The sequence below is a fragment of the Methylobacterium sp. JK268 genome (genome assembly GCF_054052225.1).
This window is the reverse complement of record NZ_JBSVZN010000010.1, coordinates 110,121-136,090: the sequence shown is the minus strand read 5'-3', so window position 1 is coordinate 136,090 and position 25,970 is coordinate 110,121. Positions and strand designations below refer to the sequence as shown.

At 70.6% G+C, this 25,970-nt stretch carries 25 protein-coding genes and 2 pseudogenes; 14 read left to right on the top strand and 13 right to left on the bottom strand.

Annotation, left to right across the window (positions count from 1 at the left end; translation table 11 throughout):
* Window positions 1-6: 6 nt before the first annotated feature.
* The 3 genes from ACW9J6_RS12970 to ACW9J6_RS12960 form a co-directional block, all read right to left on the bottom strand.
* The gene (locus ACW9J6_RS12970) at window positions 7-198 is read right to left on the bottom strand and encodes a hypothetical protein (protein WP_457116895.1); all 192 of its coding nucleotides are present in this window, start codon (window positions 196-198) and stop codon (window positions 7-9) included.
* A 7-nt stretch (window positions 199-205) separates the two neighbouring features.
* A complete protein-coding gene (locus tag ACW9J6_RS12965) occupies window positions 206-499 on the bottom strand; it encodes a hypothetical protein (RefSeq protein WP_457116894.1) in 294 nt (97 codons plus the stop codon).
* A 92-nt stretch (window positions 500-591) separates the two neighbouring features.
* On the bottom strand, window positions 592-924 hold the full coding sequence (locus ACW9J6_RS12960; protein WP_457116893.1) for a four-helix bundle copper-binding protein: 333 nt from the start codon (window positions 922-924) through the stop codon (window positions 592-594).
* A gap of 159 nt (window positions 925-1,083) precedes the next feature.
* On the opposite strand from ACW9J6_RS12960, the gene ACW9J6_RS12955 reads away from it, so the two are divergent.
* Window positions 1,084-1,386 (top strand): metal-sensitive transcriptional regulator, encoded by a 303-nt coding sequence (locus tag ACW9J6_RS12955; RefSeq protein ID WP_457116892.1) that lies wholly within the window; start codon window positions 1,084-1,086, stop codon window positions 1,384-1,386.
* A 168-nt stretch (window positions 1,387-1,554) separates the two neighbouring features.
* Here the strand turns inward: ACW9J6_RS12955 and ACW9J6_RS12950 are convergent, their stop codons facing one another.
* Window positions 1,555-2,208 carry a methyltransferase domain-containing protein gene (locus ACW9J6_RS12950; protein WP_457116891.1) on the bottom strand — a complete coding sequence of 218 codons (654 nt, stop codon included), beginning with the start codon at window positions 2,206-2,208 and terminating at the stop codon, window positions 1,555-1,557.
* Window positions 2,209-2,348: 140 nt separating this feature from the next.
* On the opposite strand from ACW9J6_RS12950, the gene ACW9J6_RS12945 reads away from it, so the two are divergent.
* Window positions 2,349-2,843, top strand: coding sequence for a MerR family transcriptional regulator (locus tag ACW9J6_RS12945; protein ID WP_457116890.1), 495 nt, complete (start codon window positions 2,349-2,351; stop codon window positions 2,841-2,843).
* Window positions 2,844-3,059: 216 nt separating this feature from the next.
* Window positions 3,060-3,512 (top strand): hypothetical protein, encoded by a 453-nt coding sequence (locus ACW9J6_RS12940; protein WP_457116889.1) that lies wholly within the window; start codon window positions 3,060-3,062, stop codon window positions 3,510-3,512.
* A 504-nt stretch (window positions 3,513-4,016) separates the two neighbouring features.
* Here ACW9J6_RS12940 and gyrB read toward each other — a convergent pair.
* From gyrB to ACW9J6_RS12925, 3 genes are all read right to left on the bottom strand, one after another.
* Window positions 4,017-6,452: a DNA topoisomerase (ATP-hydrolyzing) subunit B gene (gyrB, locus tag ACW9J6_RS12935; protein ID WP_457116888.1), complete on the bottom strand. Its 2,436-nt coding sequence runs from the start codon at window positions 6,450-6,452 to the stop codon at window positions 4,017-4,019.
* A gap of 173 nt (window positions 6,453-6,625) precedes the next feature.
* Entirely contained in the window at window positions 6,626-7,585 is a 960-nt protein-coding gene (locus ACW9J6_RS12930) for an aldo/keto reductase (protein ID WP_457116887.1), read from the bottom strand.
* Between the two features lie 11 nt (window positions 7,586-7,596).
* The gene (locus tag ACW9J6_RS12925; RefSeq protein WP_457116886.1) at window positions 7,597-8,238 is read right to left on the bottom strand and encodes an MBL fold metallo-hydrolase; all 642 of its coding nucleotides are present in this window, start codon (window positions 8,236-8,238) and stop codon (window positions 7,597-7,599) included.
* A gap of 568 nt (window positions 8,239-8,806) precedes the next feature.
* On the opposite strand from ACW9J6_RS12925, the gene ACW9J6_RS12920 reads away from it, so the two are divergent.
* The 5 genes and pseudogenes from ACW9J6_RS12920 to ACW9J6_RS12900 all read left to right on the top strand — a co-directional run.
* Complete coding sequence (locus tag ACW9J6_RS12920; RefSeq protein WP_457116885.1) at window positions 8,807-9,145, top strand: hypothetical protein; 339 nt, start codon at window positions 8,807-8,809, stop codon at window positions 9,143-9,145.
* 176 nt (window positions 9,146-9,321) lie between these two features.
* A complete protein-coding gene (locus ACW9J6_RS12915; protein WP_457116884.1) occupies window positions 9,322-9,765 on the top strand; it encodes a hypothetical protein in 444 nt (147 codons plus the stop codon).
* Between the two features lie 29 nt (window positions 9,766-9,794).
* Complete coding sequence (locus ACW9J6_RS12910) at window positions 9,795-10,046, top strand: hypothetical protein (RefSeq protein WP_457116883.1); 252 nt, start codon at window positions 9,795-9,797, stop codon at window positions 10,044-10,046.
* A pseudogene (locus ACW9J6_RS12905) lies at window positions 10,046-10,219 on the top strand (hypothetical protein); the annotation flags it as partial. The gene ACW9J6_RS12910 and the pseudogene ACW9J6_RS12905, both read left to right, overlap by 1 nt.
* Window positions 10,220-10,459: pseudogene (locus ACW9J6_RS12900) on the top strand (multicopper oxidase domain-containing protein); the annotation flags it as partial. It lies immediately after the preceding pseudogene.
* A 9-nt stretch (window positions 10,460-10,468) separates the two neighbouring features.
* Here the strand turns inward: ACW9J6_RS12900 and ACW9J6_RS12895 are convergent.
* Window positions 10,469-11,320 carry a protein-L-isoaspartate O-methyltransferase family protein gene (locus ACW9J6_RS12895; protein ID WP_457116882.1) on the bottom strand — a complete coding sequence of 284 codons (852 nt, stop codon included), beginning with the start codon at window positions 11,318-11,320 and terminating at the stop codon, window positions 10,469-10,471.
* Window positions 11,321-11,487: 167 nt separating this feature from the next.
* Here ACW9J6_RS12895 and ACW9J6_RS12890 point away from each other — a divergent pair, with 167 nt between their 5' ends.
* Window positions 11,488-14,547, top strand: coding sequence for a penicillin-binding protein 1A (locus ACW9J6_RS12890; RefSeq protein WP_457116881.1), 3,060 nt, complete (start codon window positions 11,488-11,490; stop codon window positions 14,545-14,547).
* Window positions 14,548-14,595: 48 nt separating this feature from the next.
* Entirely contained in the window at window positions 14,596-15,624 is a 1,029-nt protein-coding gene (locus ACW9J6_RS12885) for a hypothetical protein (RefSeq protein WP_457116880.1), read from the top strand.
* Between the two features lie 458 nt (window positions 15,625-16,082).
* Here ACW9J6_RS12885 and argC read toward each other — a convergent pair whose 3' ends face one another.
* Complete coding sequence (argC, locus tag ACW9J6_RS12880; RefSeq protein WP_457116879.1) at window positions 16,083-17,060, bottom strand: N-acetyl-gamma-glutamyl-phosphate reductase; 978 nt, start codon at window positions 17,058-17,060, stop codon at window positions 16,083-16,085.
* A 339-nt stretch (window positions 17,061-17,399) separates the two neighbouring features.
* Window positions 17,400-17,612, bottom strand: coding sequence for a hypothetical protein (locus ACW9J6_RS12875; protein WP_457116878.1), 213 nt, complete (start codon window positions 17,610-17,612; stop codon window positions 17,400-17,402).
* Between the two features lie 184 nt (window positions 17,613-17,796).
* On the opposite strand from ACW9J6_RS12875, the gene ACW9J6_RS12870 reads away from it, so the two are divergent.
* Window positions 17,797-18,042: a hypothetical protein gene (locus ACW9J6_RS12870; RefSeq protein ID WP_457116877.1), complete on the top strand. Its 246-nt coding sequence runs from the start codon at window positions 17,797-17,799 to the stop codon at window positions 18,040-18,042.
* A gap of 12 nt (window positions 18,043-18,054) precedes the next feature.
* On the opposite strand, the gene ACW9J6_RS12865 is transcribed toward ACW9J6_RS12870, so the two are convergent.
* On the bottom strand, window positions 18,055-19,932 hold the full coding sequence (locus ACW9J6_RS12865) for a TRAP transporter large permease (protein WP_457116876.1): 1,878 nt from the start codon (window positions 19,930-19,932) through the stop codon (window positions 18,055-18,057).
* A complete protein-coding gene (locus ACW9J6_RS12860; protein WP_457116875.1) occupies window positions 19,929-20,963 on the bottom strand; it encodes a TRAP transporter substrate-binding protein in 1,035 nt (344 codons plus the stop codon). Before ACW9J6_RS12860 ends, ACW9J6_RS12865 begins: the two co-directional genes overlap by 4 nt.
* Window positions 20,964-21,250: 287 nt before the next feature.
* Between ACW9J6_RS12860 and ACW9J6_RS12855 the strand changes: the two genes are divergently transcribed.
* The 3 genes from ACW9J6_RS12855 to ACW9J6_RS12845 all read left to right on the top strand — a co-directional run bounded on the left by ACW9J6_RS12855 (window position 21,251) and on the right by ACW9J6_RS12845 (window position 24,095).
* Window positions 21,251-22,153, top strand: coding sequence for a LysR substrate-binding domain-containing protein (locus ACW9J6_RS12855; RefSeq protein ID WP_457116874.1), 903 nt, complete (start codon window positions 21,251-21,253; stop codon window positions 22,151-22,153).
* A 177-nt stretch (window positions 22,154-22,330) separates the two neighbouring features.
* On the top strand, window positions 22,331-23,689 hold the full coding sequence (locus ACW9J6_RS12850) for an NAD(P)H-dependent oxidoreductase (RefSeq protein WP_457116873.1): 1,359 nt from the start codon (window positions 22,331-22,333) through the stop codon (window positions 23,687-23,689).
* Between the two features lie 79 nt (window positions 23,690-23,768).
* On the top strand, window positions 23,769-24,095 hold the full coding sequence (locus ACW9J6_RS12845) for a putative quinol monooxygenase (protein WP_457116872.1): 327 nt from the start codon (window positions 23,769-23,771) through the stop codon (window positions 24,093-24,095).
* A 178-nt stretch (window positions 24,096-24,273) separates the two neighbouring features.
* Here ACW9J6_RS12845 and ACW9J6_RS12840 read toward each other — a convergent pair whose 3' ends face one another.
* On the bottom strand, window positions 24,274-25,869 hold the full coding sequence (locus tag ACW9J6_RS12840; protein ID WP_457116871.1) for a porin: 1,596 nt from the start codon (window positions 25,867-25,869) through the stop codon (window positions 24,274-24,276).
* Window positions 25,870-25,970: the final 101 nt, after the last annotated feature.

The following is a 25,970-nucleotide window of genomic DNA, read 5'->3' as shown; positions in this document are numbered from 1 at the left end:
TGGGCGTCAGCCCATTTCCGCCTGACGCTTCGTGGCCACACCGGCCTCGTAGACGACGCGCTCGACCGGGGATTCCGGCAACGCCGCCTCGTGGTCGCGACGAGGGGCATCGACGTGTCCGTCACGGCTCGGCAGCAAGGACCGCCACGAGCCCTTTCCTATCAGCTTGGGGAGATGCCCGAACCGCTCGACGAGCATCGCGTCGTCACAGCCATCTTCGCGAAGGGTCGCCGCCAGGACGCCTTCCTCCAAAGAGCCCCTGAAGATCCGCCAGGCGCGCCCTCGCGGCCTTCGGCGACATGTCGAATTTCGCGGCGATCTGATCCCCGACCAGGTCGATCATCGCATCCCGCGCCTTGCGCTGGGAATGCTCACGCACGCTCTCGATGTCGTCCAGGTTGATGTGGATGTTCACGGCCCGCGCCTCCCTCTCGACGACCTTGCTCGCCTGCCTGAGCGATACCAGCGTCAGCAGCCTCACATAGGCCTGGTCGAGCACGTGCTGCTCCAAGCCCATCAACCGCGAAAGGATGCCTCGCACCGTATCAGGCGGCCTGGCGGATGCGGCCTGAACCGCCCCGAACGAGCGGTTCAGGCCGCCATCTTTCGGCAGCTTTCGGCGCAGCGCCGGCACTGGTCAACGCAGTGCTGCATATCGCCGACCTGCTCGCAGCTCCGTGCGCAATCCTCACACACGTCGGCGCACTCGCGGCAGGTGTGCCTATGGTGGCCCGTGCCGAGGAGCATGAAGTGCGCCGAGGTGCGGCACATCTCGGCGCAGGCGAGCATCAGGCGGAGGTGCTCCGGCTCGACGTGCCTCCCACCGGCGGGCAGGCAGTGGTTGGATGCCATGCCGAGGCAGGTCTGGTAGCACCGCAGGCACTCGTCGATGCACGCCTGCATGTCCGGGCTCATCTGGTTCATTGTGTCGCTCGCATTGTTGGGAGTTCGGCCAAGCCTTAGTATGAGTGCGCGGACCTGCTCGGGTGGAGCGGGTACACGACGAGAAAACATACCCCTACCGGGTATGGTTCCAACATCCTGGGCCGGCGGCCGCCCGTCCCACCGGAGGCGCAAGGCAGCATGTCGGGTTCCGAAAAGGACCACGGTGGGATCAAGGTCGACCACAAGCAGCAACTCCCCCGGCTGCGTCGCATCGAGGGGCAGGTGCGTGGCATCCAGCAGATGATCGAGACGGAGCGCTACTGCGTCGACGTCGCGCACCAGATCGACGCCATCATCGCCGCGCTGCGACGCGTGCAGTCCGACATGATCCGCGACCACATGCACGGATTGGTGCAAGCCTCCGTCGCGAGCGACCTCTCGCTGGAGGAGCGGCAGCGCCTGGCCGACGAGATCGGCAATCTCATCGGCAGGATCGTCTGACCGGAGAGCGGGACGGCGAGCAAGGTCTGGCAGGCGCCTGCCAGGGCCGCGGGCAACTCGTGAGGGAAATTCGGCGTTACGGCCCGAGCGCATGCGCGCGGCCTCGCGGTCGGCAGACGCGCATGCCTCCGCCGGCAAGGGGCAAGTGCCCGGGTCCGCGGCGGCGTCTCAGCGCCTCGATGCCCGGACGACGCCTACTCGTGCGACAAGGACCGAACGCGAGCCAAGGCGCTTCACCCGCGCGAAGCCAGCCTCGGAAAGGATGTCGGGCCACGTTCCGTCTGTGTGCGGCCGGAGATGCGCCTCGCCGAACATCATGGTCGCGACCTTGAGCAAGGCGCCCTCCTGCAGCCCACGCGCCGCATCCAGGTCGGAGGCGAACAGGCTTCCTTGCCGCCGAAGGACGCGCAACAACTCGCGCGTGATCCGAAGCTTTCCTTCCGGTGGTTCGGAATGCAGAGCCATCACCAAAGCCGCCTTGTCGAAGGAAGCGGGAGGGAACGGCATGCGACCGTGGGCCTCGCACGCGAACGCCTTTACGTTCGCAAGGCCAGCCGCCACCGCATCGGCCCGCATCACGGCGGCGCGCTCCGCATCCGCTTCCAAGCCAACAAACGCGGTTCCGGGAAACCTCCTGGCGAGCGCGAGCACGGGTTCGGCCTGCGTACCCCTTACATAGAGGATGCGCTCGCCGGACGCGGGAGCGAGGGCGGCGATAAGGGGCTCGGTGCAGGCTGTGTCCTGCATCAGGACGGGATAAGTCCGCTCGAAACCACGCCTGGCAATCCATCGGCGCGCACCAAGGAATAGGGTCATCGTCATAGAAACCGTTCCGGTCGACGCCGCCAGCGACGTCGGCCCGAGGCGCACCTGCCGCAAGACGACGGCGACTGTTTCAACGGCATCCGCTTTGAGGCACGCATGTACCGTTACGGGGTAAGGGTACAAGGCAGACACGGCAAGTGGGCGAGCGCGGACCATGTTCTCCGCTCCCCGCATACGCTAAGGTTCCTAGGATCGGGAGTGGAAGAGGCCTTCGGGTGGCGATCTCAATCGGCGAACTGTCGCGACGCTCGGGCGTGCGGATACCTACGATAAGGTACTATGAGCAGAACCACCTCGTTTCGGCTCCGGCTCGAACTGAGGGCCAGCAGAGGCGCTACACTGAGGACGATGTTGTCCGGTTGAGATTTATCCGACGGGCCAGAGAGCTTGGGTTCGAGGTTGATGCAATCCGAGAACTCCTCGAACTAGGGACAGGGCAGAGCAACCCGCCCGAAGAAGCCGCCAGGTTGGCCCTGCACCACAGGGACCAGGCGGACCGGCGAATCGCCCTGCTGACGGCACTCCGGTCCGAGCTTGAGCGCGTTGCAGCCGAATACGGCCGTGGCCTGCCTCATGGGGGACGTCTTCTGGAAGTGCTTGCGCAACCGGATATGGCGGGTGGTGAATGCTGATCGCCTAGCTCACGGGTATCCCGACGGACCACGGGCGCCCTCCCCTGCTCCAACCCTTTCCACCGCGACGTCCATTCCACCTCGTCCGCTCTGGGTGCAATGCCCCTCTCGGCGGCTGGCCGGACCACCGTACCCGTCCGTGGTCTTCGCGCGACCGCAGGTGTAGCGTCGGATCGCACCGAGCGCGACGATCCAGTCGTTATCAGGGAGCCTCCGATGTCCGGTACGTTGCAGGCAAGCCTCTCAGGCCTCGTCTTGCTTGCACAAGGGAGTATGGCGCCCGCACCGGACCCTCGTGTTGACCTGCTCGTTCCCGGTCTCCTCGCGCACCAACTTGGCACCCTCTGCGCGACCCGGAACCCGGGGTTCCTGCCTTCGACCGAGGACGCCAAGGGCCTGCTGTTTGCCTACGCCATGCACTTGAAGCAGGAAGTGTTCTCGTCCAATTCCGCGGAGGAGGCCGAGCGTCTGTTCTTCCGAGCCGCGCAGGCCGCGCGCGATGCCGCGCGCGAGGAGGTTCGCCCCTTATCGGCGCTGCCGCCCAAGGATGCGAACGAAGCTCTCGACCGCTGGTGCGCGCTCACGGTGAGGACGTTCGTGGTCACGACGTTGAGCGAGCACGGCGATGGCCACGCGGCTTACATGAGGCGGCTCGGACAGGCACCATGAGGTGCGGCGTGTGTCCGCACCCGGGAAAACGAGCAGGATGCCTCAGCTTGCGTCCGGCGTACCCCCCGGCCGTGAAGGCATTCCAGTCCCGCTCCCCTTTCAGCGGAGCGGGTTTGGAATGGTGCCGAGCCGCCTCGTCAACGGATCACCAGCAAGCCTCGGCCATGTTCTGGCTGGGACACCTACGGCCACGTACCGCGCGAACTCCTGGCGACCCCCAGACGTGGCGCTCCTTACAAGCCGGCAGGAGCCCCGCCGGGTCGGCCAGATGTGGCGCTCTGAACGCAAGTCATGTAGTGACGAGTTGGGCGCCCCTCTGCTGTGGAGGCTGTTGTTCTGCAACTCGGTGGTGAGCCGCTCAGCAGCCGGCCATCGGACGAGGTCCTGATCGATATGGGTGCAAACCAGCTATCAGACGAGGGTTTTGGGTGAAAAACAGCTCCGGTTCAAGCCCAATTGGGTTAAACTAGAGCTGTTTTGGGTATAGGCAGACCGGATCCCGTCTCAGACGTCGAGATTCGCCACGTTCAGCGCGTTCTCCTGGATGAACTCGCGGCGCGGCTCGACCACGTCGCCCATCAGCTTGACGAAGAGGTCGTCGGCGTCGGTCGTGTCCTTGACCTTGACCTGCAGCAGCGAGCGCACGTCGCGGTCGAGGGTGGTCTCCCAGAGCTGCTGGGCGGTCATCTCGCCGAGGCCCTTGTAGCGCTGGAGCTGCAGGCCCTTGCGGCCGAGCGCCATCATGGTCTCGAACAGGGCCACCGGCCCGTGCAGGAGCGTCTCGTCGCCCTTGCGCTCGAGGGTGGCCGGCGCGTCGTAGATCTGGCGCAGGGCCTCGGCGCGCTCGTCCAGGCGGCGCGCCTCCTGCGAGTGCACCAGCGCCTCGTCGAGCACGGCCACCTGGCGCACGCCGCGCAGGGTCCGCGACAGCACGTAGCCGCCGTCCTTCGCCTCGCCCTCCCAGCCGCGCTCGATCTCGTCCGCGATCGTGTTGAGGCGGCGGGCGATCTCGTCGGCCACCACCTCGGCCTCCGCCCGGTTCTCGGCGACGGCCGGGCGCAGCGCACCGGCGATCACCGCCTGCTCGACCACCGCGCGGTCGTAGCGGGTGTGGAGGCCGTGCAGGATCGCGCGCACGCTCCGGGCCTCGTCGACCAGCGCCTTGAGCTGCGCCCCGGCGAAGGCGACGCCGGTGGCCAGCCGCAGGGACGCGCCCTCGATGCCGCCGTCGATCAGGTAATCCTCCAGCGCCCGCTCGTCCTTGAGGTAGAGGTGCGAGCGCCCCTTCGAGGCTTTGTAGAGGGGCGGCTGGGCGATGTAGAGATGCCCGCGCTCGATCAGTTCCGGCATCTGGCGGAAGAAGAACGTCAGCAGCAGCGTGCGGATGTGCGAGCCGTCCACGTCCGCATCGGTCATGATGATGATGCGGTGGTAGCGCAGCTTGTCCGGGTTGAAGGCGTGGTTGCCGTCGCGGCCGATGCCGGTGCCGAGCGCCGTGATCAGCGTGCCGATCTCCTGGCTCGACAGCATCTTGTCGAGGCGGGCGCGCTCGACGTTGAGGATCTTGCCGCGCAGCGGCAGCACCGCCTGGAAGGTGCGGTCGCGGCCCTGCTTGGCCGAGCCGCCCGCCGAATCACCCTCGACGAGCAGGATCTCGCATTTCGACGGGTCGCGCTCCTGGCAATCCGCGAGCTTGCCCGGCAGGGAGGCGATGTCGAGGGCGCCCTTGCGGGTGGTGAGGTCCCGCGCCTTGCGGGCCGCCTCCCGCGCGGCGGCGGCGAGCGCCACCTTGGCGGCGATGGTCTTGGCCTCGTTCGGGTGCTCCTCGAGCCAGTTGCCGAGGGTCTCGTTCAGCACCCCCTCGACCGCCGGGCGCACCTCCGAGGAGACGAGCTTGTCCTTCGTCTGCGACGAGAATTTCGGGTCCGGCACCTTCACCGAGACCACGGCGGTCAGGCCCTCGCGGCAATCCTCGCCGGTGAGGGTGACCTTCTCCCGCTTGGCGACGCCGCTCGATTCCGCGTAGCCGTTGACCTGCCGGGTCAGCGCCGCCCGGAACCCCGCGAGGTGCGTGCCGCCGTCCCGCTGCGGGATGTTGTTGGTGAAGCAGAGCACGTTCTCGTGGTAGGTGTCGTTCCACCACAGGGCGACCTCGACGCCGATGCCGTCGCGCTCCTGGCGCAGGACGATCGGCGCCGCGATCAGCGCCGTCTTGGCACGGTCGAGGTAGCGCACGAAGGCCTCGACGCCGCCGTCGTAGACCAGTTCCTCCCGCTTGTGCTCGGCGTGGCGGGCGTCGGTGAGCACGATGCGCACCCCGGAATTCAGGAAAGCCAGTTCGCGCAGGCGCTTCTCCAGCGTCGCGAAATCGAACTCGACCATCGTGAAGGTCTCGGGCGAGGGCAGGAAGGTGACTTCCGTGCCGCGCTTGTTGCCCGCCGGGCCGACCGCCGCGAGCGGCGCCGCCGCGTCGCCGTTGCGGAACTCCATCGCGAATTCCTGACCGCCGCGCCAGATGCGCAGGCGCAGCCAGGTCGACAGGGCGTTGACCACCGAGACGCCGACGCCGTGCAGGCCGCCCGAGACCTTGTAGGAGTTCTGGTCGAACTTCCCCCCCGCGTGGAGCTGGGTCATGATGACCTCGGCCGCCGAGACCCCCTCCTCCGGGTGGATGTCGGTGGGGATGCCGCGGCCGTTATCCGTGACCGTGCAGGAGCCGTCCGGGTTGAGGGTGACGGTGACGAGCGTGGCGTGGCCGGCCAGCGCCTCGTCGATGGCGTTGTCGACCACCTCGTAGACCATGTGGTGCAGGCCCGACCCGTCGTCGGTGTCGCCGATATACATGCCGGGCCGCTTGCGCACCGCGTCGAGGCCCTTGAGGACCTTGATGGAATCGGCGCCGTAGGTGTCGGGGGTCAGATCGCGGGCGGGTTCGGCCATGTCGGTTCCTGATCGGGCGGGCGCCGGGGGCGTGGGACGCCGGCGGAATGGCGCCGCCGCAACAATTCTCTCGGATGCTTAGATAAGCATTCCGCCTTGAGATTGCACGGGATTCGGGCGCCGCAGGGGCGCCCGGACGAGAAATCGCAGCTTCGGGTTAAGGGCGCGGAAACTTAACCCGTCAGGCCGCCGCGGCTCGCCGCGTCGAGGCGCGCGACCGCGTCCGGATCGAGGGTGAGGCGGGCGCCCGCCATCAGTTCCTCCAGCTGCGGCAGGGAGGTGGCGCTGGCGATCGGGGCCGTGAGGCCCGGCCGGGCGACCAGCCAGGCGATGGCGACCTGGGCGGGGGTGGCGCCGTGCTCCCGCGCCACCGCGTCGAGCGCGTCGAGCAGCGCGAAGCCCTTCGGCGTCAGGTAGGGGGCCACGCGGGCCTCCCGGGCGCGGCCCGCCGCGGCGCCGGCCTCCCGGTACTTGCCCGTTAGGAACCCCGCCGCGAGGGAGAAGTAGGAGATCACCCCGATCCCTTCCCGGCGGCAGAGCGGCTCCAGCTCCGCCTCGTAGCCGCGCGCGGCGAGGCTGTACTCGGGCTGCAGGCACTCGTAGCGCGGCAGGCCGGTGCGCGCGGCGACGTCGAGGGCCTCCCGCAGCCGCGGGGCGGTGACATTCGAGGCGCCGATCGCCCGCACCTTGCCGGCGCGGATCAGGCGGTCGTAGGCGCCGAGCGTCTCCTCGATCGGCGTCTCCGGATCGTCCTGGTGGGACTGGTAGAGGTCGATCCGGTCGGTCTGCAGGCGGCGCAGGGAATCCTCCACCGCGCGCTGGATATAGGCGGCCTTCAGGCCGTTCCTGCCCTCGCCCATGTCCATGCCGACCTTTGTGGCGATCACCATCCGGTCGCGGCCGCCCCGCGCTTTGAGCCAGCGGCCGATGATGGTCTCCGATTCGCCGCCCGCGTGGCCGGGCGCCCAGCGGGAATAGACGTCCGCCGTGTCGATGAAGGTGAAGCCCTGGTCGAGGAGCCGGTCGAGCAGCGCGAAGGAGGTCGGCTCGTCGGCGGTCCAGCCGAACACGTTGCCGCCGAAGCAGAGCGGCGGGACGGAGAGGCCCGAGCGGCCGAGGGGGCGCAGGTCCATGGGGAATGCTCTCACTGCAGGAAGGGGTTCGAGAGGCGCTCCTGGCCGATCGTGCTCGTCGGGCCGTGGCCGGGAATGAAGGCGACGTCGTCGCCGAGGGGCAGGAGCTTGGTCTTGATCGCGGCGATGAGGGCGTCGTGGTCGCCCCCCGGTAGGTCGGTGCGGCCGACCGAGCCGCGGAACAGGACGTCGCCGACCTGCGCGAAGCGGGCGTCGCGGCTCACCAGCACGACGCTGCCGGGGGAGTGGCCGGGGCAGTGCAGCACGTCGAAGGTCAGGTCGCCGACCGTGACCGTGTCGCCCTCGGCGAGCCAGCGGTCCGGGGTGACGGCCCGGGCGCCCGCGATGCCGTAGGCGGCGCCGGTCCCGGGGAGCGCGTCGAGGAGCGGCTTGTCGGCCGCGTGCGGCCCCTCGATGGCGACGCCGAGGCGCTCGCGCAGCTCCGCGGCCCCGCCCGCATGGTCGATATGGCCGTGGGTGAGGAGGATCTTCTCCACGGTGACGCCGGCCTTCTCCACCGCCGCGAGGATTCGGTCGAGGTCGCCGCCCGGATCGACCACCGCGGCCCGCTTCGTGGCGTCGCACCACAGCAGGGTGCAGTTCTGCTGGAAGGGCGTGACCGGGATGATGGCGGCGCGGGGCGTGCTCGGCATGAGGGTCCTGGCGGTGGAGGTCGCTCCCGGTCTTTTAGCCGAGTTGGCGGCGCAGGACACCGTGCCGAACCCGCGCCCGCCGCGCCGTCCGCGCCTCCGGTCCCGCCCCACCTCCGCCCAGTACGAAAATCCGGCCGGCAGTTCAGATCCGCCGTTGTCAAAATCTTCGGGCCGGGAGAGGACTCGATCCAGCCAAAATATCCGCGTCATGAAGGCCAGACCGGGAAAAGAATTTTTTTCATAATCCGTTTTGCATCGCGGTTTTTTGACTAATATTACAAATTAAGTCTCATTTTTGTATTTTATACTATAACAGCCACTGCATTTTTATGAAGATTGCATGCAACGAAGTTAAATAACCACGGCATGAGCTTTTCTCAAGACATCAATCCCACGCAATCACTGCTGCCGGCTGGGCCGCCAGGATGGATCGAATGGATACCACGACGACGCGGCGCGACGTGATCGCGACGGGCATCGCGGCGGGGCTGTCGCCGGCGCGGGACAGGCCGTCGCGCAGGCGGCGCGCACCCGCCCGAACCTCGCCTCCGGCCCCGGGGAAAGGACGGTGAGGCTCTACGCCTCCTGGGAGGCGCTGCCCGGCAGCTCGTACAACTGGGGCGGCACGGACACCCAGCCGAGCGAGAGCACCTGGAAGGGGCGGACGGCGTGGTTCGTGGATGAGACGGGCAAGCTCTTCCAAGTCGAGTTCGGCAGCGCGATCGACACGGCCAAGCTCGACTACGTCTACGGCACGTTGGCCAAGCCGGCGGCGGTCCGGGTCGCCCGGCAGGACCTCGTGCTGGCGGCCAACGCCGTGCCCGCGATCGTGGAGGCGGCGATGCGCAGGACGGGATTCGCGGTCGGGGCCGGCGGGGCGACCGTGACGCTCACCCCCGAGGCCTAGCGTGTTCACACTTCGCCTATCGACATGAAAAAGCTCTTCTTTCACAGTCGCTTGAACCGAACCGAGGAGACCCGCGGGATCCCCTCTCCCGCACGGGAGAGGGGTTCCCCACGCCATACCCGGGAACCCTCGTGTGTCGACGTAAGTATCTACCCTGTTTGTATTTTTCGCGTTCTGTGAATCCGCTAGCCCCCGAGGCGGGGGCCGCGACGCCGAACCTGCGCGACGGCGCGCCCCGCACGGGCGGGCCCACCACCCTGGCCCTCTCGGGCCTGAGGCTGGTGCGGCGACCGCCCGCCCCCCTCAGCGTGTTCCTGAACCTGCCCAAGGATGCGGAGCCTCAGCTCAACGGTCCCTACTCCGTCGCTACGCTCAACTTCTTCAACGTCGACCTCGCCATGGGCCAGCCGATGACCCAAGGGGACGGCGCGGATCACGGGTCCCACGACGCCGCGGGACGGACCGAGCTGCGCTACGACGTCGGTGCGATCCTGGCCGCCCAGCAGGCGCGTGGCCTCTGGGACGGCGGCTCGATCACCGTGACGGTCACCACGATCGGGGCGGAGCGTGCGGGCGAGATCACCGACGTCACCTTCGAGAGCGCCAGCCTGACGCCCTGACAGGGGCCGAAGCCGCAGGAGGAGCCGCGATGCTGATCGGCATCCCCGTCTACGAGGGCGTCGACCTGCTCGACGTCACCGGCCCCCTCGAAATGTTCGGGTGGCTGGCGAGCAACGGCGTCGACGCGCAGGTCCGCGTGCTCGGCGCCACGATCGACGAGGTCACCACGCGGGACGGGTTCCGGTTCCGGCCGCACGACGCCTTCGGGGCGGTGCCGCATCTCGACGTCCTGTGGTCCTGTGGGTGCCCGGCGGCGCGCCGGAGGCCCTGCGGCGCCTGATGAGCGGGCCGGACCGGACCTCCCTCGACGACCTGCGCGGCACCGCCCCTCAGGCGCGGCTGGTCGCCTCGGTCTGCGAGGGGGCGCTCCTCCTCGCCGCCGCGGGCCTCCTCGACGGCTACGAGGCCATGACCCACTGGGCCTTCATCCCCGACGCGGAGCGCCTGCGGATCGAGAACGGCGACCCGCAATTCCTCGACCTGCGCGGCGTCTGGAAGGACACGATCTTCACCAAGCAGGATTACGAGGTGGTGATGCGCACCCGCTACGAGCGCTACATCGGCGAGTACGTCCTGCACTGCCACATCCTCGACCACGAGGACCAGGGGATGATGCAGAACGTGCGGATCGGGCTGCCCGAGACCTTCGGCCCGCAGGCAACCGCGGCGGCGGGAGGCCACCCGCACCGCTGACGGCGCCCCTCACGGGGCACCCGCCGCCCGCTCCGACAGCCACCACCCCTCCCCCGCCGCCCAGGCATCCGCGTCCGGCACCGGGCCGCGGCGCAGGCTGCGCACCCGCTCCATGCCGCCCCCTGCGAAGGCCGCCGCGAGCCGCTGCGCCTCCTCGGGGTCGCGCGCGCCGAGACAGGGCACGAACAGGATGCGCGCGAGGAAGCGCGCCTCCAGAACCTCCGCGGGCCGGCCCGGCCCGAGGCGGCGCGCGAGCAGGAGCCCGCCCCAGCTCCGGTCGGGCGTCAGCGGCAGGATCAGGCGGCCGGTCTCCGACAGCGCGTCGAGCCAGGCCGCGAGAGGCGCGGTCGCCCCGGCATGGACCGCGACCAGGTCCGCCTCCGGCAGCGGGCCCTCGGCGCCCGAGCGGGCATGGACCGCCACCTGGCGGTAGGGCGCGAGCGCCGCGGCGGCCATCGCGGCCAGGGCCGGATCGACCTCGTAGGCGTCGACGCGGCCGCCAGGACCGACGAGCTCGGCGAGGATCGCCGTGTAGTAGCCGCCGCCCGCTCCCACCTGCACCACCCGCTCGCCCGGGCGCGGGGCCGCCGCCGCGAGCGCGAGCGCGTGCAGGCTCGGCTCGCCGTTGTTGATCCCGTCCTGCGGCCGCAGGGCCACCAGCACGTCGCGGGAGAGCCCGGCCGGATCCTCCGCCGGCACGATCTCCGGCCCCGCCTCGCCCATCACCCGCCAGGGTCCGGGGCCGCAGAAGGTCTCGCGGGGCACCGTCGCGAAGGCGCGGATCAGGGCGGGGTCGCGGGTGCGCGCGCGCGCCGCCACCTCGGCCGCGTAGGCGGCGCGCCGTCGGGCGAGATCGGCCATCGCGAGCCCCTCTCGGTTGGCGGGCGGGCGGCGTTCCTGCCCTCGAACGGCAGGGAATGCTCCCGGTTCCGCACCGTCCGACCTTAAAAGGGCCGCGTTGTACACGTCCCCTTCAGGTCCCCGGCCCTCTCCTGCCGCGGCAGCCTTCCGGCCGGGCGCCAAGGTCCATGAACGCGATCCTCATCAAGCTCTTCGCCACCGCGCTGACGCTGAGCCAGGCCACGACCCGGCCCGACGCGATCCGCACGCATTTCGACGCCGCCACGGACGGGCCGGAGGTGGTGCGCCTGCTGCGCGACGGCTGCGCCCACATGCGGAAGGCCTTCGACATCGAGGACATCAACCTCGACGACCTGATCTCCACCGCCATGGAGGACCCGAAGGCGATCGCGGGCGACACCAAGATCCTGCACGGCCTCGACATCGGCGAGCTCAACACCGCCTACAAGCAGTTCTGCAAGAACGAGGACCCGCAAAACTCGCCTTTCGAGGCGCGGGCCGTGATCGAGTTCTACGACAAGGCGGTGGAGGGCCTGCCCGACGCCGCCGCCCTCAAGACCCTGAAGCTGCCGGGCGTCAGCACCATCCTGGACGGCCGGGGCAACCGCTTCTCCGAGACCGCCGAGCCCAACGGCCGGCGGGTGAACGTGCCGATCACCCAGGTGCCGGCGATGGTCCAGAAGGCCTTCATCGCCGCCGAGGACAAGCGCTTCGAGACCCACAAGGGCATCGACGAGCGCGGGGTGATCCGGGCCTTCATCGGCAACCTCGCGGCGCCGGGCCGCCCGGCCGGCGGCTCGACCATCACCCAGCAGGTGGTGAAGAACCTCTCGGTCGGCGACGACGTCACCTACGAGCGCAAGATCCGCGAGATGATCGTGGCGGTGCGCGCCGAGCAGGTAATGACCAAGCCCGAGATCCTCGGCCTCTACCTCAACGGGATCTATCTGGGCCGCGGCGCCTACGGGGTCGAGATGGCCGCGCGCAGCTATTTCGGCAAGTCGGTCAAGGACCTGACGGTGCCGGAGGCGGCCCTGCTCGCGGGCATGCCGAAGGGCCCGAACTTCTACAGCCCGGACAAGTACCCGGACCGCGCCCGCGAGCGGCGGGCCTACGTCCTCTCGCGCATGAAGGAGGAGGGCGTGATCGACGAGGCCGCGATGAATGCGGCGCTCAAGAGCGACCTCGGCCTCGTACCCCTGGAGCGCACCCGCCAGGAGGCGGGCTTCTACTACGTCGACCATCTCGGCCGCGAAGCCCGCTCGCTCGCCGGCCTCGAGTCGCTCACCGCCGGATCCTACACGATCCGCACCACCCTCAATGCCGGGCTCCAGGCCGCCACCGAATCGATCCTGCAGGAGAGCCTGGCCCGCTACGAGGCCGCGACCGGCCGCGCCCGCTTCGAGGGGCCGGAGATGAACCTCGCGGAGGCGGTCAAGCGCATCGAGGCGGCGGACGCGAAGGCGCGGCCCGACGCCCCCGCGGAACCCGCGCCCGCCGCGGCCCCGGCCCCGGCCCCGGCCCCGGCTCCGGCCCGCGGGGCGGCCAAGAGGACCGTCAAGGCGGCGCCGAAACTCGCGGCCAAGCCCGCCGGGCCGAAGCCCGCCTGGCAGCGCGCCCTCGACGCCGCCCGCCCGCCCCTCTACGACGTGCACTGGCCGCTCGCCGTGGTGCTCGACACCGGCGGACGGGGCGGCATGCCCCGGGTGGGCCTCGCGGACGGGCGGATCGCCAGCCTTAATCCCGGGCAGGCGCGCGGCCGGCTCGCCCCCTACGACGTGGTGCGGGTGGCCCTGCGCGAGGGCAAGGGCGCCCCGCGGGCCGACTTGCGCGTGCGGCCGCAGGTGCAGGGGGCGGCCCTGGTGCTGGAGAACCGCACCGGGCGCATCCTCGCCATGGCGGGCGGGTTCTCCTACCCGCTGAGCCAGCTCAACCGGGTCACCCAGAGCGTCCGCCAGCCGGGCTCGACGTTGAAGCCCCTCACCTACCTCGCCGCGCTCAACGCCGGGCTGCAGCCCAACACCCTGGTGATGGACGCGGCCGTGACCCTGCCGCCGATCGGCGGGGTCGGCGAATCCTGGTCGCCGAAGAACTACGAGGGCGGCGGCTCCGGCCCGACCACCCTGCGGCGCGGCCTGGAGCACTCAAAGAACCTGGTGACGGCCCAGCTCCTGCGCGGCGGCATCGCCGAGAAGCCGGAGCAGAGCCTCAAGCGCGTCTGCGACATCGCCCTCGAAGCGCAGCTCTACGCGGCGTGCGAGCGCTACTACCCGTTCGTGCTCGGCGCCCAGCCGGTGCGGATGATCGACCTCGCGGCCTTCTACGCGGCGGTGGCCAACGAGGGCGAGCGGCCGAGCCCCTACGCGCTCGACTCCGTCGCGCAGGGCGAGACGACCCTCTACACCCACCCGGAGCGCCCGCTCGCCCGGATTGGCTCGGCGGACCGGGTCGCCTTCTACCAGATCAAGAGCCTGCTCCAGGGGGTGACGCAGCGGGGCACCGCCGCGGCGCTCGCCCGCTTCTCGCCCTACGTGGCTGGCAAGACCGGCACCTCGGAGGACGAGAACGACGCCTGGTTCGCGGGCTTCACCAACGAGATCACCATCGTTACCTGGGTCGGTTACGACAACGCGGACGGCAAGCGGCGGACCCTCGGCCGCGGCCAGACCGGCGGCCATCTCGGGGTGCCGATCTTCGCCCAGATCCTCCAGGCCGCCTGGGCGAACGGCGTGCCGAAGACGCCGCTCGCGCCGCCGAGCCCGGAGGCGCGCCGGCTGATCGCCGACGCGCCGATCGACCTGCATTCCGGCACCCGGGTGGCGAGCGGCGGCTTCATGGAGCATTTCCGCCTGCAGCCGGACGGGCGGCTCGCCGACACCCAGTACCGCCTCGTGCCGCAGGAATCGCTCTACGCCATGCGGCCCGACGCGGACCAGGACGGCGATGCCCTCGACGGCAACCCCGAGGATCCGCGCGGGCTTGGCCCGGCCCGCCGCGGCGACGTGCAGCGGCCCGAGGACGACCGCTACGACCCGTTCGGGGAGATCGGGCGCCAGCTCTTCGGGGGCGGCCCGCCGCCGATCCGGCGCGCGCAGCCCTCGCCCCCGCCCGACTCGGCCTGGCCCGGCGAATCCGCCCGCTCGCCCTTCGGCGATGACGATGTCTACGTGCGCCGCCCGCGGCGCCGCGATCCCGACTATTTCTTTGGGGAAGACCCGACCTACTGACGCGGGGCCGCGCCCCCGACAGACCCGAACCGCAAGGAAGTCCCACCCGTGCGTCACAGCCCCACGGCCCGCCTCCGGCTCGCCGCGTTCCTCCTCGTCGCCCTGACGGGACCGGCCCTCGCCGAGTACCGCACCAAGGACGTGCCGTCCGTCACGGGCCTCGGCGCGGCGGCGATCGCGCCGGACACGATCGCCTTCACGGATCATCGCGACAACCCGTCGAGCCCCGAGAGCGGGCTGACACCCTTCGTGGAGTGGAGCCGCGCCCAGCCCGCGCAGAAGGCGGTGCTGGCGCCCTATCCCGACTACGTCGAGCCCGACTACACGGTGACGGTGAACGGGACGACGAAGCCCCGGCACGAGGCCCTGAAGGTCTACGTGGCGGAGGCGCGGTTCGTGGTGCCGCGCCCGGCCGACCGCATCGACCTCAAGCGCTTCGCCTCGCTGGCCTTCCTCGGCCGCATGGACCCGCAGATCAAGCACCGGGCCCTCGACCCGGCCGACGCGACGCCGACCAAGGACCCGGCCGCCGCCTTCGCGCGCCGGCCCGACCGCCCCTGGTGCCAGGCGCCCGACACGCTCTGCATCGAGTCGCGCTACACCCTGGAGGGCAAGCTGCCGCTCGGGGTCAAGCTCGCCAACAAGCTGGAGGAGGGCGGCAAGAAGATCGCCGAGTTCGTCTCCTTCCAGAGCGAGCTGCGGGTGCTCCCGCCCGAGGAGGCGGGCAAGCTCGCGGCGCTCACCAAGCTCGACACGCCGGTGGCGGGCGCGCTCGAGCAGAACATCTTCTGGGTCAACCAGATCCTGCGCTTCGGCAAGTTCCTGGCGGTGCTGCAGCCGGCGGCCGGCGACCCGAACAAGACCGTGGTGACGGCCACGATGGCGCTCGGCATCAAGGCCGACGTGCTCGACCGCAAGAAGGAGTACGAGCGGGTGCCGGTGCTGCGCAACCTGCTGCCGGCGCAGGTGCTGATGGGCAATTCGTCCTTCAACACCGGCACCTCGATCAGCGCCGGGCTGCCGACCTACGCCCGCAACCGCATCGCCGCCTTCGCGGACGCGCTGGCCAAGGAGTGATGGGGGATCGGCGTGATCAAACGGGTTTGGCAAGCAGATCTGGTATGAGTTTTCGCCACCGCCTGGAATCACACGCCCCTTTTCCGGACGACTGCAGCGACAGCGGAAGGAGATCCGGAAACCAGCACAGGAATTTGCCGCGAAGCGGCTCCGCTTTCCAGACACGTTGCTGACAAGCGGTCGCTTCGCGGAGTCTTGCGCTGGTTTCCGGGTCGCATTCCGATGTCGCTGCATGCGCCCGGAAAAGGGGGGAGGTCGGTGTGAAACTGCGAGACGCGTGACCGCCCCGCGACCCGGTTTCTGTTGAGGCCGGCTACGGGCGCGCCGCGGCCGAGGATCGGTGACAACGCCGGCGTCGTCGCCGACCGCCGACGGATCCTCTCCGGGACGACCCTCGTGAGGACCCGCGAAGGGCCGATCGCCCTCCGACGCGCCCGCATGACGGCCCGGAGGCCCCGTCACGGCCAGACGGGCGCGCCGTCCAGTCCCGCGGTCTCCGGCAGGCCGCAGATCAGATTCGCGTTTTGCACCGCCTGGCCGGCCGCCCCCTTGCCGAGATTGTCGACCACGCCCATCGCGATCACCAGGTTCCGCTCCGGATCAGCCGCGTAGCTGACGAAGGCGAGGTTCGAACCGGTCGCCCACTTGGTCTGCGGCGGCCTGTCGGTCACGCGGACGAAGGCCCGTCCGGCGTAGAAGCGCCGCGCCGCGTCCAGACACTGGTCCGTGGTGGCGCGTCCGCGGCCGTAGATGGTGGCGAGGACGCCGCGGGTCATCGGCACCAAGTGCGGCGTGAACACCAGCCCGGCCGCATCGCCCCCGCTCAGCCGCTCGATCGTCGTGGCGATCTCGGGCATGTGGACGTGCTTGAGCAGGCCGTAGGGCACGAGGTTCTCGTTGCTCTCGGCATAGCCGAACCGGCTGTCGGCGCCCCCCCGGCCGGCGCCGGAGATACCGGTCTTGGCGTCGATCACGATGTTGCCCGGCGCGATCAGCCCGTCGGCCAGCAGCGGCGCCAGCGCGGTCAGCGTCGCCGCCGGAAAGCAGCCGGGATTGGCGATGCGGGTCTGCCCCACGATCCGGCTGGGCCAGACGTCGGCGAGGCCGTAAGCCCAACCCTCGACGTAGCGGTGGTCGCCGCCGATATCGACGATCTTCACGTCCCCGGGAACGCGGGCTAGCGCCTCGGCCGAGGTGCCCGTGGGCAGCGATGCGAACAGCACGTCGAGCCGCGGGAGGGTCTCGGGATCCCACTTCTCGATCACCCGGTCGGCCAGCTTGGCCGGCACGCCCGGGAAGCGGTCCACCAGCCGGCTGCCGGCGCTGCCCTCGCCTGCGGCGTAGACGAGGTCGAAGGACGGGTGGCTCGCGATCAGGCGCAACGCCTCGCCGCCGCCGAAACCGCTGATCCCGACGATGCCGACGCGAATGCTCATGGGGGTGTCCTTTCCGGGGTTCGGGCAAAAGAAAACCCCCGGAGCCGAGGGCTGCGGAGGTTCGGGAGCGCGGGCCGGGACCGCTCCGACGCGAGGGCCTGGGGTCAGGCCGTCACGCGCGGAAGGACCGCTGATCGACGCGCAGCCCGAGGAGCCGCCGCGGGGTGCAGCGGCGTCGGCGTCGGTCACACGAGGTTCGGTTCCTGATCATGGCCCGCGACACTGTCGCCAGCCTCCCTCATCGTCAAGCGGCTTGTCGGCAGCCAGCCCGCGACGGCGCCGATGGGGCTCCTCCCCCTGCCTCGGACACTCCAAGAGCAGGGGAGGCGTCCTCCCGCCTCAGAGCCCGCGATTGCCGATGGTCGGCACGCTCGGCTGGGTGAAGGCACGGTTCACGTCCGGCCGGCGCTGCGTGCCGTTGGTGTCGTTCGACCGGCGGTAATTGTCGGTGTTGAACGTGTCGCTGAAGGCGGAGCGCTCGCCCTCCAGGCTGGTGCAGGCGGGAAGGAGCGCGACCAGCGCTGCGGTGGCGAGGAGGTACGGGAGCTTCATCGACCGGTCCTGGGCAAGGGGAGCGGCCGTCCTCGCGGGGGATCGGGGCGCGGTCAAGGCGGCACGGCCCTGCCGACGGCGGTTTCCCGGGGGCCGTGGCCGCCGCGCCGCTGGTCGCGGAATCCCGTGGAGAGACCGGATTCCGCGCTGGCGCGGCCCGGGGCTTTGCGCGACAGTCCGGCCGATGAGCAATGTCGTCCCCCTGCGCGCCCGGCCGGCGCCCGACATGTCCGCCCGTGAGGCCGCCGCGATGGTCTCCGACCTCGTGGCGATTGCCGAGCAGCTGCACGACATCGGCGCCCGCGCGGCGGTGCTGGGCCGGCCGCGCCCGGAGACCGAGCGCACCGTGCAGATGCTGCTCGACGCCGTGACCTCGGTGGAGCGCGCCCTCGACGTGATCACCGACGGGGGCGACTACACGCCGTTCTGAGGGCGGGTGCCCTCACAGGAACCCGGTCGAGAACCAGGGCACGAAGGTCAGCACCAGCAGGCCCAGGAACAGCGCCCCGAGATAGATCCAGATCCGGCGCATCCCCGATTCGGGCGAGACCTGCCCGATGATGCAGGCCGCGTAGTAGCAGAGCCCGAAGGGCGGCGCGAACAGGCCGAGCCCCATCGCGAGGATCACCACCATGCTGTAGTGGACCTCGTGGATGCCGAACTGGTGGGCGATCGGGAAGAGCAGCGGCCCGAACAGCACGATCGCCGGGATCCCCTCGAGCAGGCTCCCGAGCACCATGAAGGCGATCACCGAGATCAGCAGGAAGCCGGTCTTGCCCCCGGGCACCGCCGCCATCGCGTGGGCGAGGTCGTGCGAGAAGCCCGACTGCGTCAGCGCCCAGGCCATGGCGCTCGCCGCCCCGACGATGAACAGGATCGCCCCCGACAGGGAGGCGGTGCGGGCCAGCATCGGCAGGGCGGTCCGCCAGCGCAGCCCGCCGCGGTAGACGAGGAGCCCGAGCACCAGCGAGTAGGCGATGCCGATGGTCGAGACCTCGGTGGCCGTGGCGACGCCCTCCACCACCGCCGTGCGGATGAGGAAGGGCAGGAGCAGGGCCGGCAGCGCCACGAGCAGCGTGCGGCCGACCACGGAGGCCGGCGCCCGCTCCACCACGACCGCGTCCTCCTCCCGGCCCGCGCGGTAGCGGGCGACGGCCGCCAGCACCAGGGCGAGGACGAGGGCCGGCAGGATGCCGGCGGTGAACAGGGCCGCGATCGACACGCCGGTCACGGACGCGATGGCGATGAGCACGATCGAGGGCGGGATCGTCTCGCTCATCGCGCCCGAGGCCGCGAGCAGCGAGAGCAATTCGCCGTCCTTCATCCCGCGCCGGCGCATCTCGGGAAACAGCACCGGGGCGACCGCCGCCATGTCCGCGGTCTTCGAGCCGGAGATGCCGGAGACGAGAAGCATCGCGCCGAGGAGCACGTAGGACATGCCGGCCCGCACGTGGCCGAGCAGGGAGGCCAGGAAGGCGACCATCACCCGCGCCATGCCGGTCGCCTCGACGAGCTGCCCGAGCAGCACGAAGAGCGGGATCGCGAGCAGGATGAGGCCGCTCATGCCCTCGTCCATGCGCCCGACCACGATGGTGAGCGGCGTGGAGGTGACCGTGAGCAGGTAGGCCGAGGTCGCTAGGGCGAAGGAGAAGGCGATCGGCACGCCCGCCAGGATGCCGAGGCCGAGGAGCCCGACGAAGAACACGACGAGCGCCCCGTTGCCGAGATCCGTCAGCGCCGGGGCCGCCAGCGCGAGGAGCCCGGCGAGCGCCGCCAGGACGAGCCCGACGCCGAGGAGGTCCGCGATGCCGTGGCGGGCGAGGCGCAGCGAGCAGGCGAGGAGCGCGGCCGCGAACCCGACCGGCACCGCCAGCGCCCGCACCGTCCCCGACCAGCCCAAAGCCGGCGTCTCCACGAAGGACTGGTCCTCCGTGTAGTCCAGGGTCGCGTGGAGCAGCAGGCCCAGGAAGACGAACACCGTCCCGACCGCGAGCGCCTCGCACCACGCCTGCGCCCGCTGCGGCAGCTTTCCGACCACGAAGGTGAGCCGCATGTGCTCGCCGCGCAGGATCGCCACGACGCTGCCCAGCATCGCGAGCCACAGGAACAGGATCGAGGCGAGTTCGTCGCTCCAGATGACCGGGTGCCCGAGCGCCCGCGCCACGATCCCGGCGAACAGGATGGCGACCTCCGCGGCCACGAGCAGCGCGGCCGGTACTTCGATCGTCACGCGCAGCGCCTGCTCGGCGAGGGTGAGCCAGTCGGGGTGGGAGGCCGGGCGCGCCTGCACCCGGCCCGGCAGGTCGACCATCGCGCTCATGCCAGCGCTCCCGTGACGGATTCGAGGGCCTTCCAGGCCTCCGGTCCGAACTTCTCCTTCCAGTCGCGATAGAAGCCGGCCTGGGTGAGGGCACGGCGGAACGCGTCCTTGTCGGCGCTCTCGAAGACGAGGCCCTTGGCGGTGAGCTGGGCCTTGAGGGTGCCGTTCAGCCGCGCCACGTCCTCGCGCTGCTCCGTCGCCGCCCGGTCGAACTCGCGCCGCACGATCTCCTGGAGCGGCTCGGGCAGCCGGGAGAAGGCGCGCCTATTCGCCACGATCCAGAACGGGTCCCAGATGTGGTTGGTCTCGGAGACGTATTTCTGGACCTCGTAGAGCTTGCCGGACTCGATCGCCACCAGGCCGTTCTCCTGGCCATCGACGAGCTTCGTCTGCAGCGCCGTGTACAGCTCGTTGAAGTTGATCGAGGTCGGGTTCGCCCCGAGCGACGAGAACAGCGAGGTGAAGATCGGCGAGACCGGCACGCGGATCCGGTAGCCCTTGAGGTCCTCGGGCGTGCGGATCGGCTTCGCCGACGAGGTGATCTGCCGGAAGCTGTTGTCGGCGGGCTTGGCCGCGACGAGGAGTCCGGCCTTCTCGATCTGCGCCCGCACGTACTGGCCGATCGGCCCGTCCGCCCCGCGCCAGGCTTGGTCGTAATCCGCGAAGGCGAAGCCGACATTGGTGATCGCCGCCCCCGCCGCGACGGTCGAGATCACCGAGCCGGCGATGTTGAGGAACTCGATCCCGCCGGAGCGGACCTGCGTGATCAGGTCGGTGTCGGAGCCGAGCTGGCTCGCGGGGAAGAACTTCACCTCCAGGCGCCCGCCCGACGCCTCGCGGATGCGCTGGGTCGCTTGGTCGAGGCGGGGATTGATCGGCTGCGTCAGGGACTGGCCCGTGGCGAGCTTGTAGGTGAACTCGGCGGCGAGCGCGGGCCGCGTGCGCACCGCGACCAGCGGGATCGCGGCGGCCGCGGTGAGGAGGCTGCGGCGCGAGAGGCCGCTTCTCGACTTGAGGTCCGTCTCGGTCATGGGGTTTCCTCCAGCGCGCCGTCATCCGCGGGACGCGCGGTGCGGCATCGTTTCTGTCTCGGGTGGCCGCGGGGCGGCGGGCGTCGCCGTCTGCGGAGCGCGGGCCGCGCTCCTCGTCCTCCCTGTCTGGCCCCCTTGGGGCGAACCCCGTCGGGGCGAACCCCGTTCCGGGGCGGCGCCCCGCGCGGGGGCACTTCTGCGTTCTCCAGTCCGAGACTAGGAGAGCGGGTTCGTGTAGGACAATCCAGATTGTTTGCGCGTCCCTGTAGCGCAGCTAAACTGATCGGATGTCGGTTCCGCTGCGCGCCATCTCGGTCTTCCACGCGGTCGCCCGGTCCGGGAGCATCACCCGGGCGGCGGAGGAGCTCGGCGTCACGCCCTCGGCGGTGAGCCAGCAGATCCAGACGCTGGAGGTGGGCCTCGGCACCGCGCTGATCGGCAAGGCCGGCCGCAACATCGTGCTGACCGAGGCCGGCGAGCGCTACTTCGAGATGATCGGGGCCGAGTTCGACCGGATCATGGAGGCGACGCAGCGCATCCAGGGCTTCCGGTCCGTGACCACGCTCACCGTGCGGGCGACGCCGAGCCTCTCCACGAAGTGGCTGCTGCCGCGCCTCGCCCGCTTCGTGGACGCGCATCCCGACATCGAGCTGCGCCTCGACGGCACCAACGAGCCCACCGCCTTCCAGAAGGAGAGTGTCGACATCGAGATCCGCCACGGCACCGGCGGCTGGCCCGGCCTCTACGCGGAGGGGCTGGTGGAAGAGAGCTTCCGGCCCGTCTGCGCGCCCGCCCTCGCCCCGGCGGGCAGCCTCGCGCCCGAGGACCTGCCGCGGCACCGGCTGATCCACTCGGTGAAGTCGCAGATGCCGTGGACGCACTGGTTCGCGCGCGCGGGCCTCACCCCTCAGGCGCGCTGGCGGCGGCTCCTGTTCGACCGCACCCACATGGCGATCGACGCCGCCGCGGGCGGGCTCGGCATCGCGCTGGAGAGCGACCTGATGCTCTGGGGCGACCTGCGCGCCGGCCGGCTCGCCTGCCCGGTGCGCGACCCGCCTCCCGTCACCCTGGTGACGCAGTGGCTGACCTTCCCGCCCGACCACCTGCGCCTGCGCAAGGTCCGCATCTTCCTCGACTGGATCCGGGCCGAGCGGGACGCCTGGGCGGAGGAGCGGGCCGCGACCCTTTAGGCCGTCTTCACGGTGGGCTCGGAAATCTGGATTGTCCTACAGGGAGCGCGCTTCTAGCGTCCCCCCGTCACGACCTCGCGGCGCGGCCCTCAAGACCCGCCGAGGTTGCAATCGCGGAGAGCCGCGCCGACGCCTACCGGGCGATCGGTCGCGCGGTCCCGGCGGAGGAGGAAGCCCATGAACCTGTCCACCCTGCTCAACGCCCGCGCCTCGGCCGGACGCCCCGTGCGCGTCGGCCTGATCGGCGCCGGCAAGTTCGGCTCCATGGTGCTCGCCCAGGCGCAGCGGATCGAGGGGATGCACGTGGTGGGCGTCGCCGACCTCGATGTCGGCCGCGCCCGCGCCTCGCTCGCCCGGGTCGGCTGGCCCGAGGAGCGCTACGCCGCCCAGAGCCTCGGCGACGCGGTCCGCTCGGGCCGTACCTGCGTGCTCCCCGACGCCGGCGCGCTCAGCGCCTGCGAGGAGATCGAGTGCATCATCGAGGCGACCGGGCACCCGATCGCCGGGATCCGGCACGCGCTCCAGGCCATCGACGCGGGCAAGCACGTGGTCATGGTCAACGTCGAGGCGGACGTGCTCTGCGGTCCCCTCCTCGCCGAGCGGGCGCGGCGCCGCGGCGTCGTCTACAGCATGGCCTACGGGGACCAGCCCGCCATCATCTGCGAGCTGGTGGACTGGGCGCGCTCCTGCGGCTTCGAGCTGACCTCGGCCGGCAAGGGCATGAATTTCGAGCCGCGCTACCGCTACTCCACGCCCGACACCGTCTGGAGCTTCTTCGGCTGGTCCGAGGAGGAAGTCCGCAAGGGCGACTTCAACCCCAAGATGTACAACTCCTTCACGGACGGCACCAAGGCGGCGATCGAGATGGCGGCGGTGGCCAACGGCACCGGGCTCGACTGCCCGGATGACGGCCTCGCCTTCCCGCCGACCGGCCTGCACGACCTCGCCCGCGTCTTCCGCCCGGTGGCGGATGGCGGCCGCCTGCCCCGCAGCGGCCTCGTCGACATCGCGGCGAGCCAGGAGCCGGACGGGCGCGAGGTGTTCAACAACATCCGGTACGGCGTCTTCGTCACCTTCAAGGCGACGAGCGAGTACACCCGGGCCTGCTTCCGCCAGTACGGGCTCCTGACCGACCCGTCCGGCTGGTACGGCTCGATGTGGCGGCCCTTCCACATGATCGGGCTGGAGACGAGCGTGAGCGTGCTCTCGGCGGTGCTGCGCCACGAGCCCACCGGCTGCTCGAAGGAGTTCCGCGGCGACGCGGTGGCGACCGCCAAGCGCGACCTGAAGCCGGGCGAGATGCTCGACGGCGAGGGCGGCTACGCGGTCTGGGCGAACGCCATCCCGGCCTCGAAGAGCCTTGCCCTCGGCGCGCTGCCGATCGGGCTCGCCCACAACGTCAAGCTCAAGCGCGCGGTCGGCAAGGACCAGGTGGTGAGCGTCGACGACGTCGAACTGGTCAACGACCTCGACGTGGTGGCGTTGCGCCGGGAGATGGAGGACGCGGTGCGGCAGGCGCCCTCGCGGGCGGCCTGAGGCGCTTCTCGTCTCACCGCCGGTCGGTCCGCGCCGGCCGGCGGTCCCGGCAGCAGAGCCCTCTCAAAGGAGCCCGCCGATGACCGAGCCCCGCCCCTTCGTGGTGATCGCCGAGTTCGTGGTCAGGCCCGGATGCCTCGACGCCTTCCTGGACCTCGCCCGCGCGGATGCCCGCGCCTCGGTGGCGCACGAGCCCGGCTGCCGAACCTTCGACGTCGCGGTGAGCGAGAGCGATCCCCTGACCGTGTTGTTCTACGAGGTCTACGACGATCGCGCGGCCTTCGACGCGCATCTCGACACCCCGCACCTCGCCGCGTTCCGGGCCGGCTTCCCGACCCTCGTCGCGGAGGAGCGCCCGGTCCGCTTCCTCGGCCGGGTCTGCTGTGGCGCCGAGGACGGGCGATGAGCGCCGAGCAGGGTCGGGTCGCACCCGCAGACGGGGCGCATCCTGGCGATGCGCCCCGTGTCCTCGGTGGTGCGCGCCCTCGCCGTGATCACCGACGGAGGCGACGGCCCACCGCTCCGAGGCCGGGCGTCCTTGCAAGGAGGGCCCAGCCCGGGAGGAGTCCCCATGCGTCCGGCGGTCAGAAGTCGCGCTGGACGCGGAACCGCACGTTGAACGAGTCCTGCGCCGAGACGGTCGGCGCCGCCGCGATCGCCTCAGCCGAGGCGGTGACGAGGTTCAGCGACGACTTGTTCGGATTGAGAACCCTGCCGCGCGGGACGGCCTGGCGGACGTAGAACCCCTCAGCGCCGATATCGAGGTCCCGCACCGGCGACCAGATCAGGCTCAGACCCGCCACGACCTCGTTGAAGTCCCGCAAGACGTCGCTGACCGCGAGGCCCGCGGCGCCCGCCGCCGTAGTCGGGACGGGCAGGCCGGCCACCCCGAACAGGGCCACGCGGCGGCGCAGCCCCGCCTTGTAGGATTGCTCGCCGTAGGAGCCGAAGAAGGCCGACCGCCATTCCGGCGACCAGTAGTGGAGATACGAGGCGACCGCCGTGAAGCTCGACGATGGTGCCAGCCGGCCCGTGACCGGATCCACGACCGCGTCGGCGGCGGTGGTGCCGAACAGGCCCGACCCGCCGGCGCCGAACAGGCCGAAACTGCCGTTGAAGTTGAAGATGCCGGTGTAGCTCCCGGCGCCCACGCCGTAGGCGCCCTGCAGGTAGAGGAAGTCGTTGGCGGCGACGCCCGGGAGGTTGAGCTTGACGCCGCCCTGGATCGCCCAGCCGTACTCCGTCGCCACGCGCCCGGCCGGATTCGCCCGGGCGGGGAGGAGCGCCCGCTGCGCGTCGTCCAGGCCGAGCGGCGCGGACGTGGCGATCGTGCCGTTGCCCGCGTTCAGCTCGTGCACGGCCGCCGAGAGCTGCGCGGCGCCCCAGGCCCCGTCGTAGCGCAGGACGCCGACGAAATCCGGCAGGCGCGAGCGCTGCACCACGTCGGCCGATTGCCAGCCGACCGGGTTGCCGGCCGCGTCCGTCACCAGCACAGGCGCGTAGTTGCTGCCGCGGGACGGATTGGCGGTGATCCCCACGCCGACGCCGCCGCCCCCGAAGATCGGGCTCTTGCGCAGGATCGGATCCTCCATCGAGAGCGTGGCGGAGAAGCCGTTCCCGAACGTCGCCGTGTAGGCGAGCAGGTTGGCGCTGTTGTCCGAGTTCAGGGTGGCGCCGTTGATCTCGAAGTCGTGCGCGTAGAAATCGTAGAACGAATCGGCGCGGCCGGCCGTGAGGCCGGCGAACTGGATGAAGGCGGCGGCCACGCCCGCGGCCTGCTGGACGCGGCCCGCCGTATCGATGCCGGTGGCCGGGAAGGCGGCGGCCTGAGCCTGAAGCCCGCCGGAGGTTAGCCAGCCCGTGCGGCTCGCGATCACGAAGCGCACGAAGGCGCGCAGGGTGCCGTAGGCGGTCGTGGTCCGGGAATCGACGTTCAGGCGCCCGCTTCCCGAGTAACCGAGCACGTCCCCGTCGCCGGGCGTCCGGGTCAGGATCTTGGTCGCGAGCAGGTCGAAGCGCGCCCGCCCGCCGACCCGCAAGCAGGTATCGGTGCCGGGAATGTAGAAGAAGCCGACGCCATGGGTCGAGCAGACCCGGACGTAGTCGACCGGCGCCGCCTTCCGGCCGGGCAGGTCCGCCGCCCGCGCCGCGCCGGCGGTCGCCAGTCCGGCCGCCGTCATGAGAAGGGCCGACCGCAGACCCCGTCGCGGTGCCGCGGAATGACCCTGCTTTCTGTCCATCATCTATCGCCCCTCACGTTGCCGGGTCACCTCTCGTTGAC

Excerpts from the sequence above, each read along its gene's own strand:
- ACW9J6_RS12970 (WP_457116895.1), bottom strand. The coding sequence starts at position 198 with ATGCTCGTCGAGCGGTTCGGGCATCTCCCCAAGCTGATAGGAAAGGGC.
- ACW9J6_RS12960 (WP_457116893.1), bottom strand. The coding sequence starts at position 924 with ATGAACCAGATGAGCCCGGACATGCAGGCGTGCATCGACGAGTGCCTG.
- ACW9J6_RS12955 (WP_457116892.1), top strand. The coding sequence starts at position 1,084 with ATGTCGGGTTCCGAAAAGGACCACGGTGGGATCAAGGTCGACCACAAG.
- ACW9J6_RS12950 (WP_457116891.1), bottom strand. The coding sequence starts at position 2,208 with ATGACGATGACCCTATTCCTTGGTGCGCGCCGATGGATTGCCAGGCGT.
- ACW9J6_RS12940 (WP_457116889.1), top strand. The coding sequence starts at position 3,060 with ATGTCCGGTACGTTGCAGGCAAGCCTCTCAGGCCTCGTCTTGCTTGCA.
- gyrB (WP_457116888.1), bottom strand. The coding sequence starts at position 6,452 with ATGGCCGAACCCGCCCGCGATCTGACCCCCGACACCTACGGCGCCGAT.
- ACW9J6_RS12930 (WP_457116887.1), bottom strand. The coding sequence starts at position 7,585 with ATGGACCTGCGCCCCCTCGGCCGCTCGGGCCTCTCCGTCCCGCCGCTC.
- ACW9J6_RS12925 (WP_457116886.1), bottom strand. The coding sequence starts at position 8,238 with ATGCCGAGCACGCCCCGCGCCGCCATCATCCCGGTCACGCCCTTCCAG.
- ACW9J6_RS12910 (WP_457116883.1), top strand. The coding sequence starts at position 9,795 with ATGCTGATCGGCATCCCCGTCTACGAGGGCGTCGACCTGCTCGACGTC.
- ACW9J6_RS12895 (WP_457116882.1), bottom strand. The coding sequence starts at position 11,320 with ATGGCCGATCTCGCCCGACGGCGCGCCGCCTACGCGGCCGAGGTGGCG.
- ACW9J6_RS12890 (WP_457116881.1), top strand. The coding sequence starts at position 11,488 with ATGAACGCGATCCTCATCAAGCTCTTCGCCACCGCGCTGACGCTGAGC.
- argC (WP_457116879.1), bottom strand. The coding sequence starts at position 17,060 with ATGAGCATTCGCGTCGGCATCGTCGGGATCAGCGGTTTCGGCGGCGGC.
- ACW9J6_RS12875 (WP_457116878.1), bottom strand. The coding sequence starts at position 17,612 with ATGAAGCTCCCGTACCTCCTCGCCACCGCAGCGCTGGTCGCGCTCCTT.
- ACW9J6_RS12870 (WP_457116877.1), top strand. The coding sequence starts at position 17,797 with ATGAGCAATGTCGTCCCCCTGCGCGCCCGGCCGGCGCCCGACATGTCC.
- ACW9J6_RS12865 (WP_457116876.1), bottom strand. The coding sequence starts at position 19,932 with ATGAGCGCGATGGTCGACCTGCCGGGCCGGGTGCAGGCGCGCCCGGCC.
- ACW9J6_RS12860 (WP_457116875.1), bottom strand. The coding sequence starts at position 20,963 with ATGACCGAGACGGACCTCAAGTCGAGAAGCGGCCTCTCGCGCCGCAGC.
- ACW9J6_RS12855 (WP_457116874.1), top strand. The coding sequence starts at position 21,251 with ATGTCGGTTCCGCTGCGCGCCATCTCGGTCTTCCACGCGGTCGCCCGG.
- ACW9J6_RS12850 (WP_457116873.1), top strand. The coding sequence starts at position 22,331 with ATGAACCTGTCCACCCTGCTCAACGCCCGCGCCTCGGCCGGACGCCCC.
- ACW9J6_RS12845 (WP_457116872.1), top strand. The coding sequence starts at position 23,769 with ATGACCGAGCCCCGCCCCTTCGTGGTGATCGCCGAGTTCGTGGTCAGG.
- ACW9J6_RS12840 (WP_457116871.1), bottom strand. The coding sequence starts at position 25,869 with ATGACGGCGGCCGGACTGGCGACCGCCGGCGCGGCGCGGGCGGCGGAC.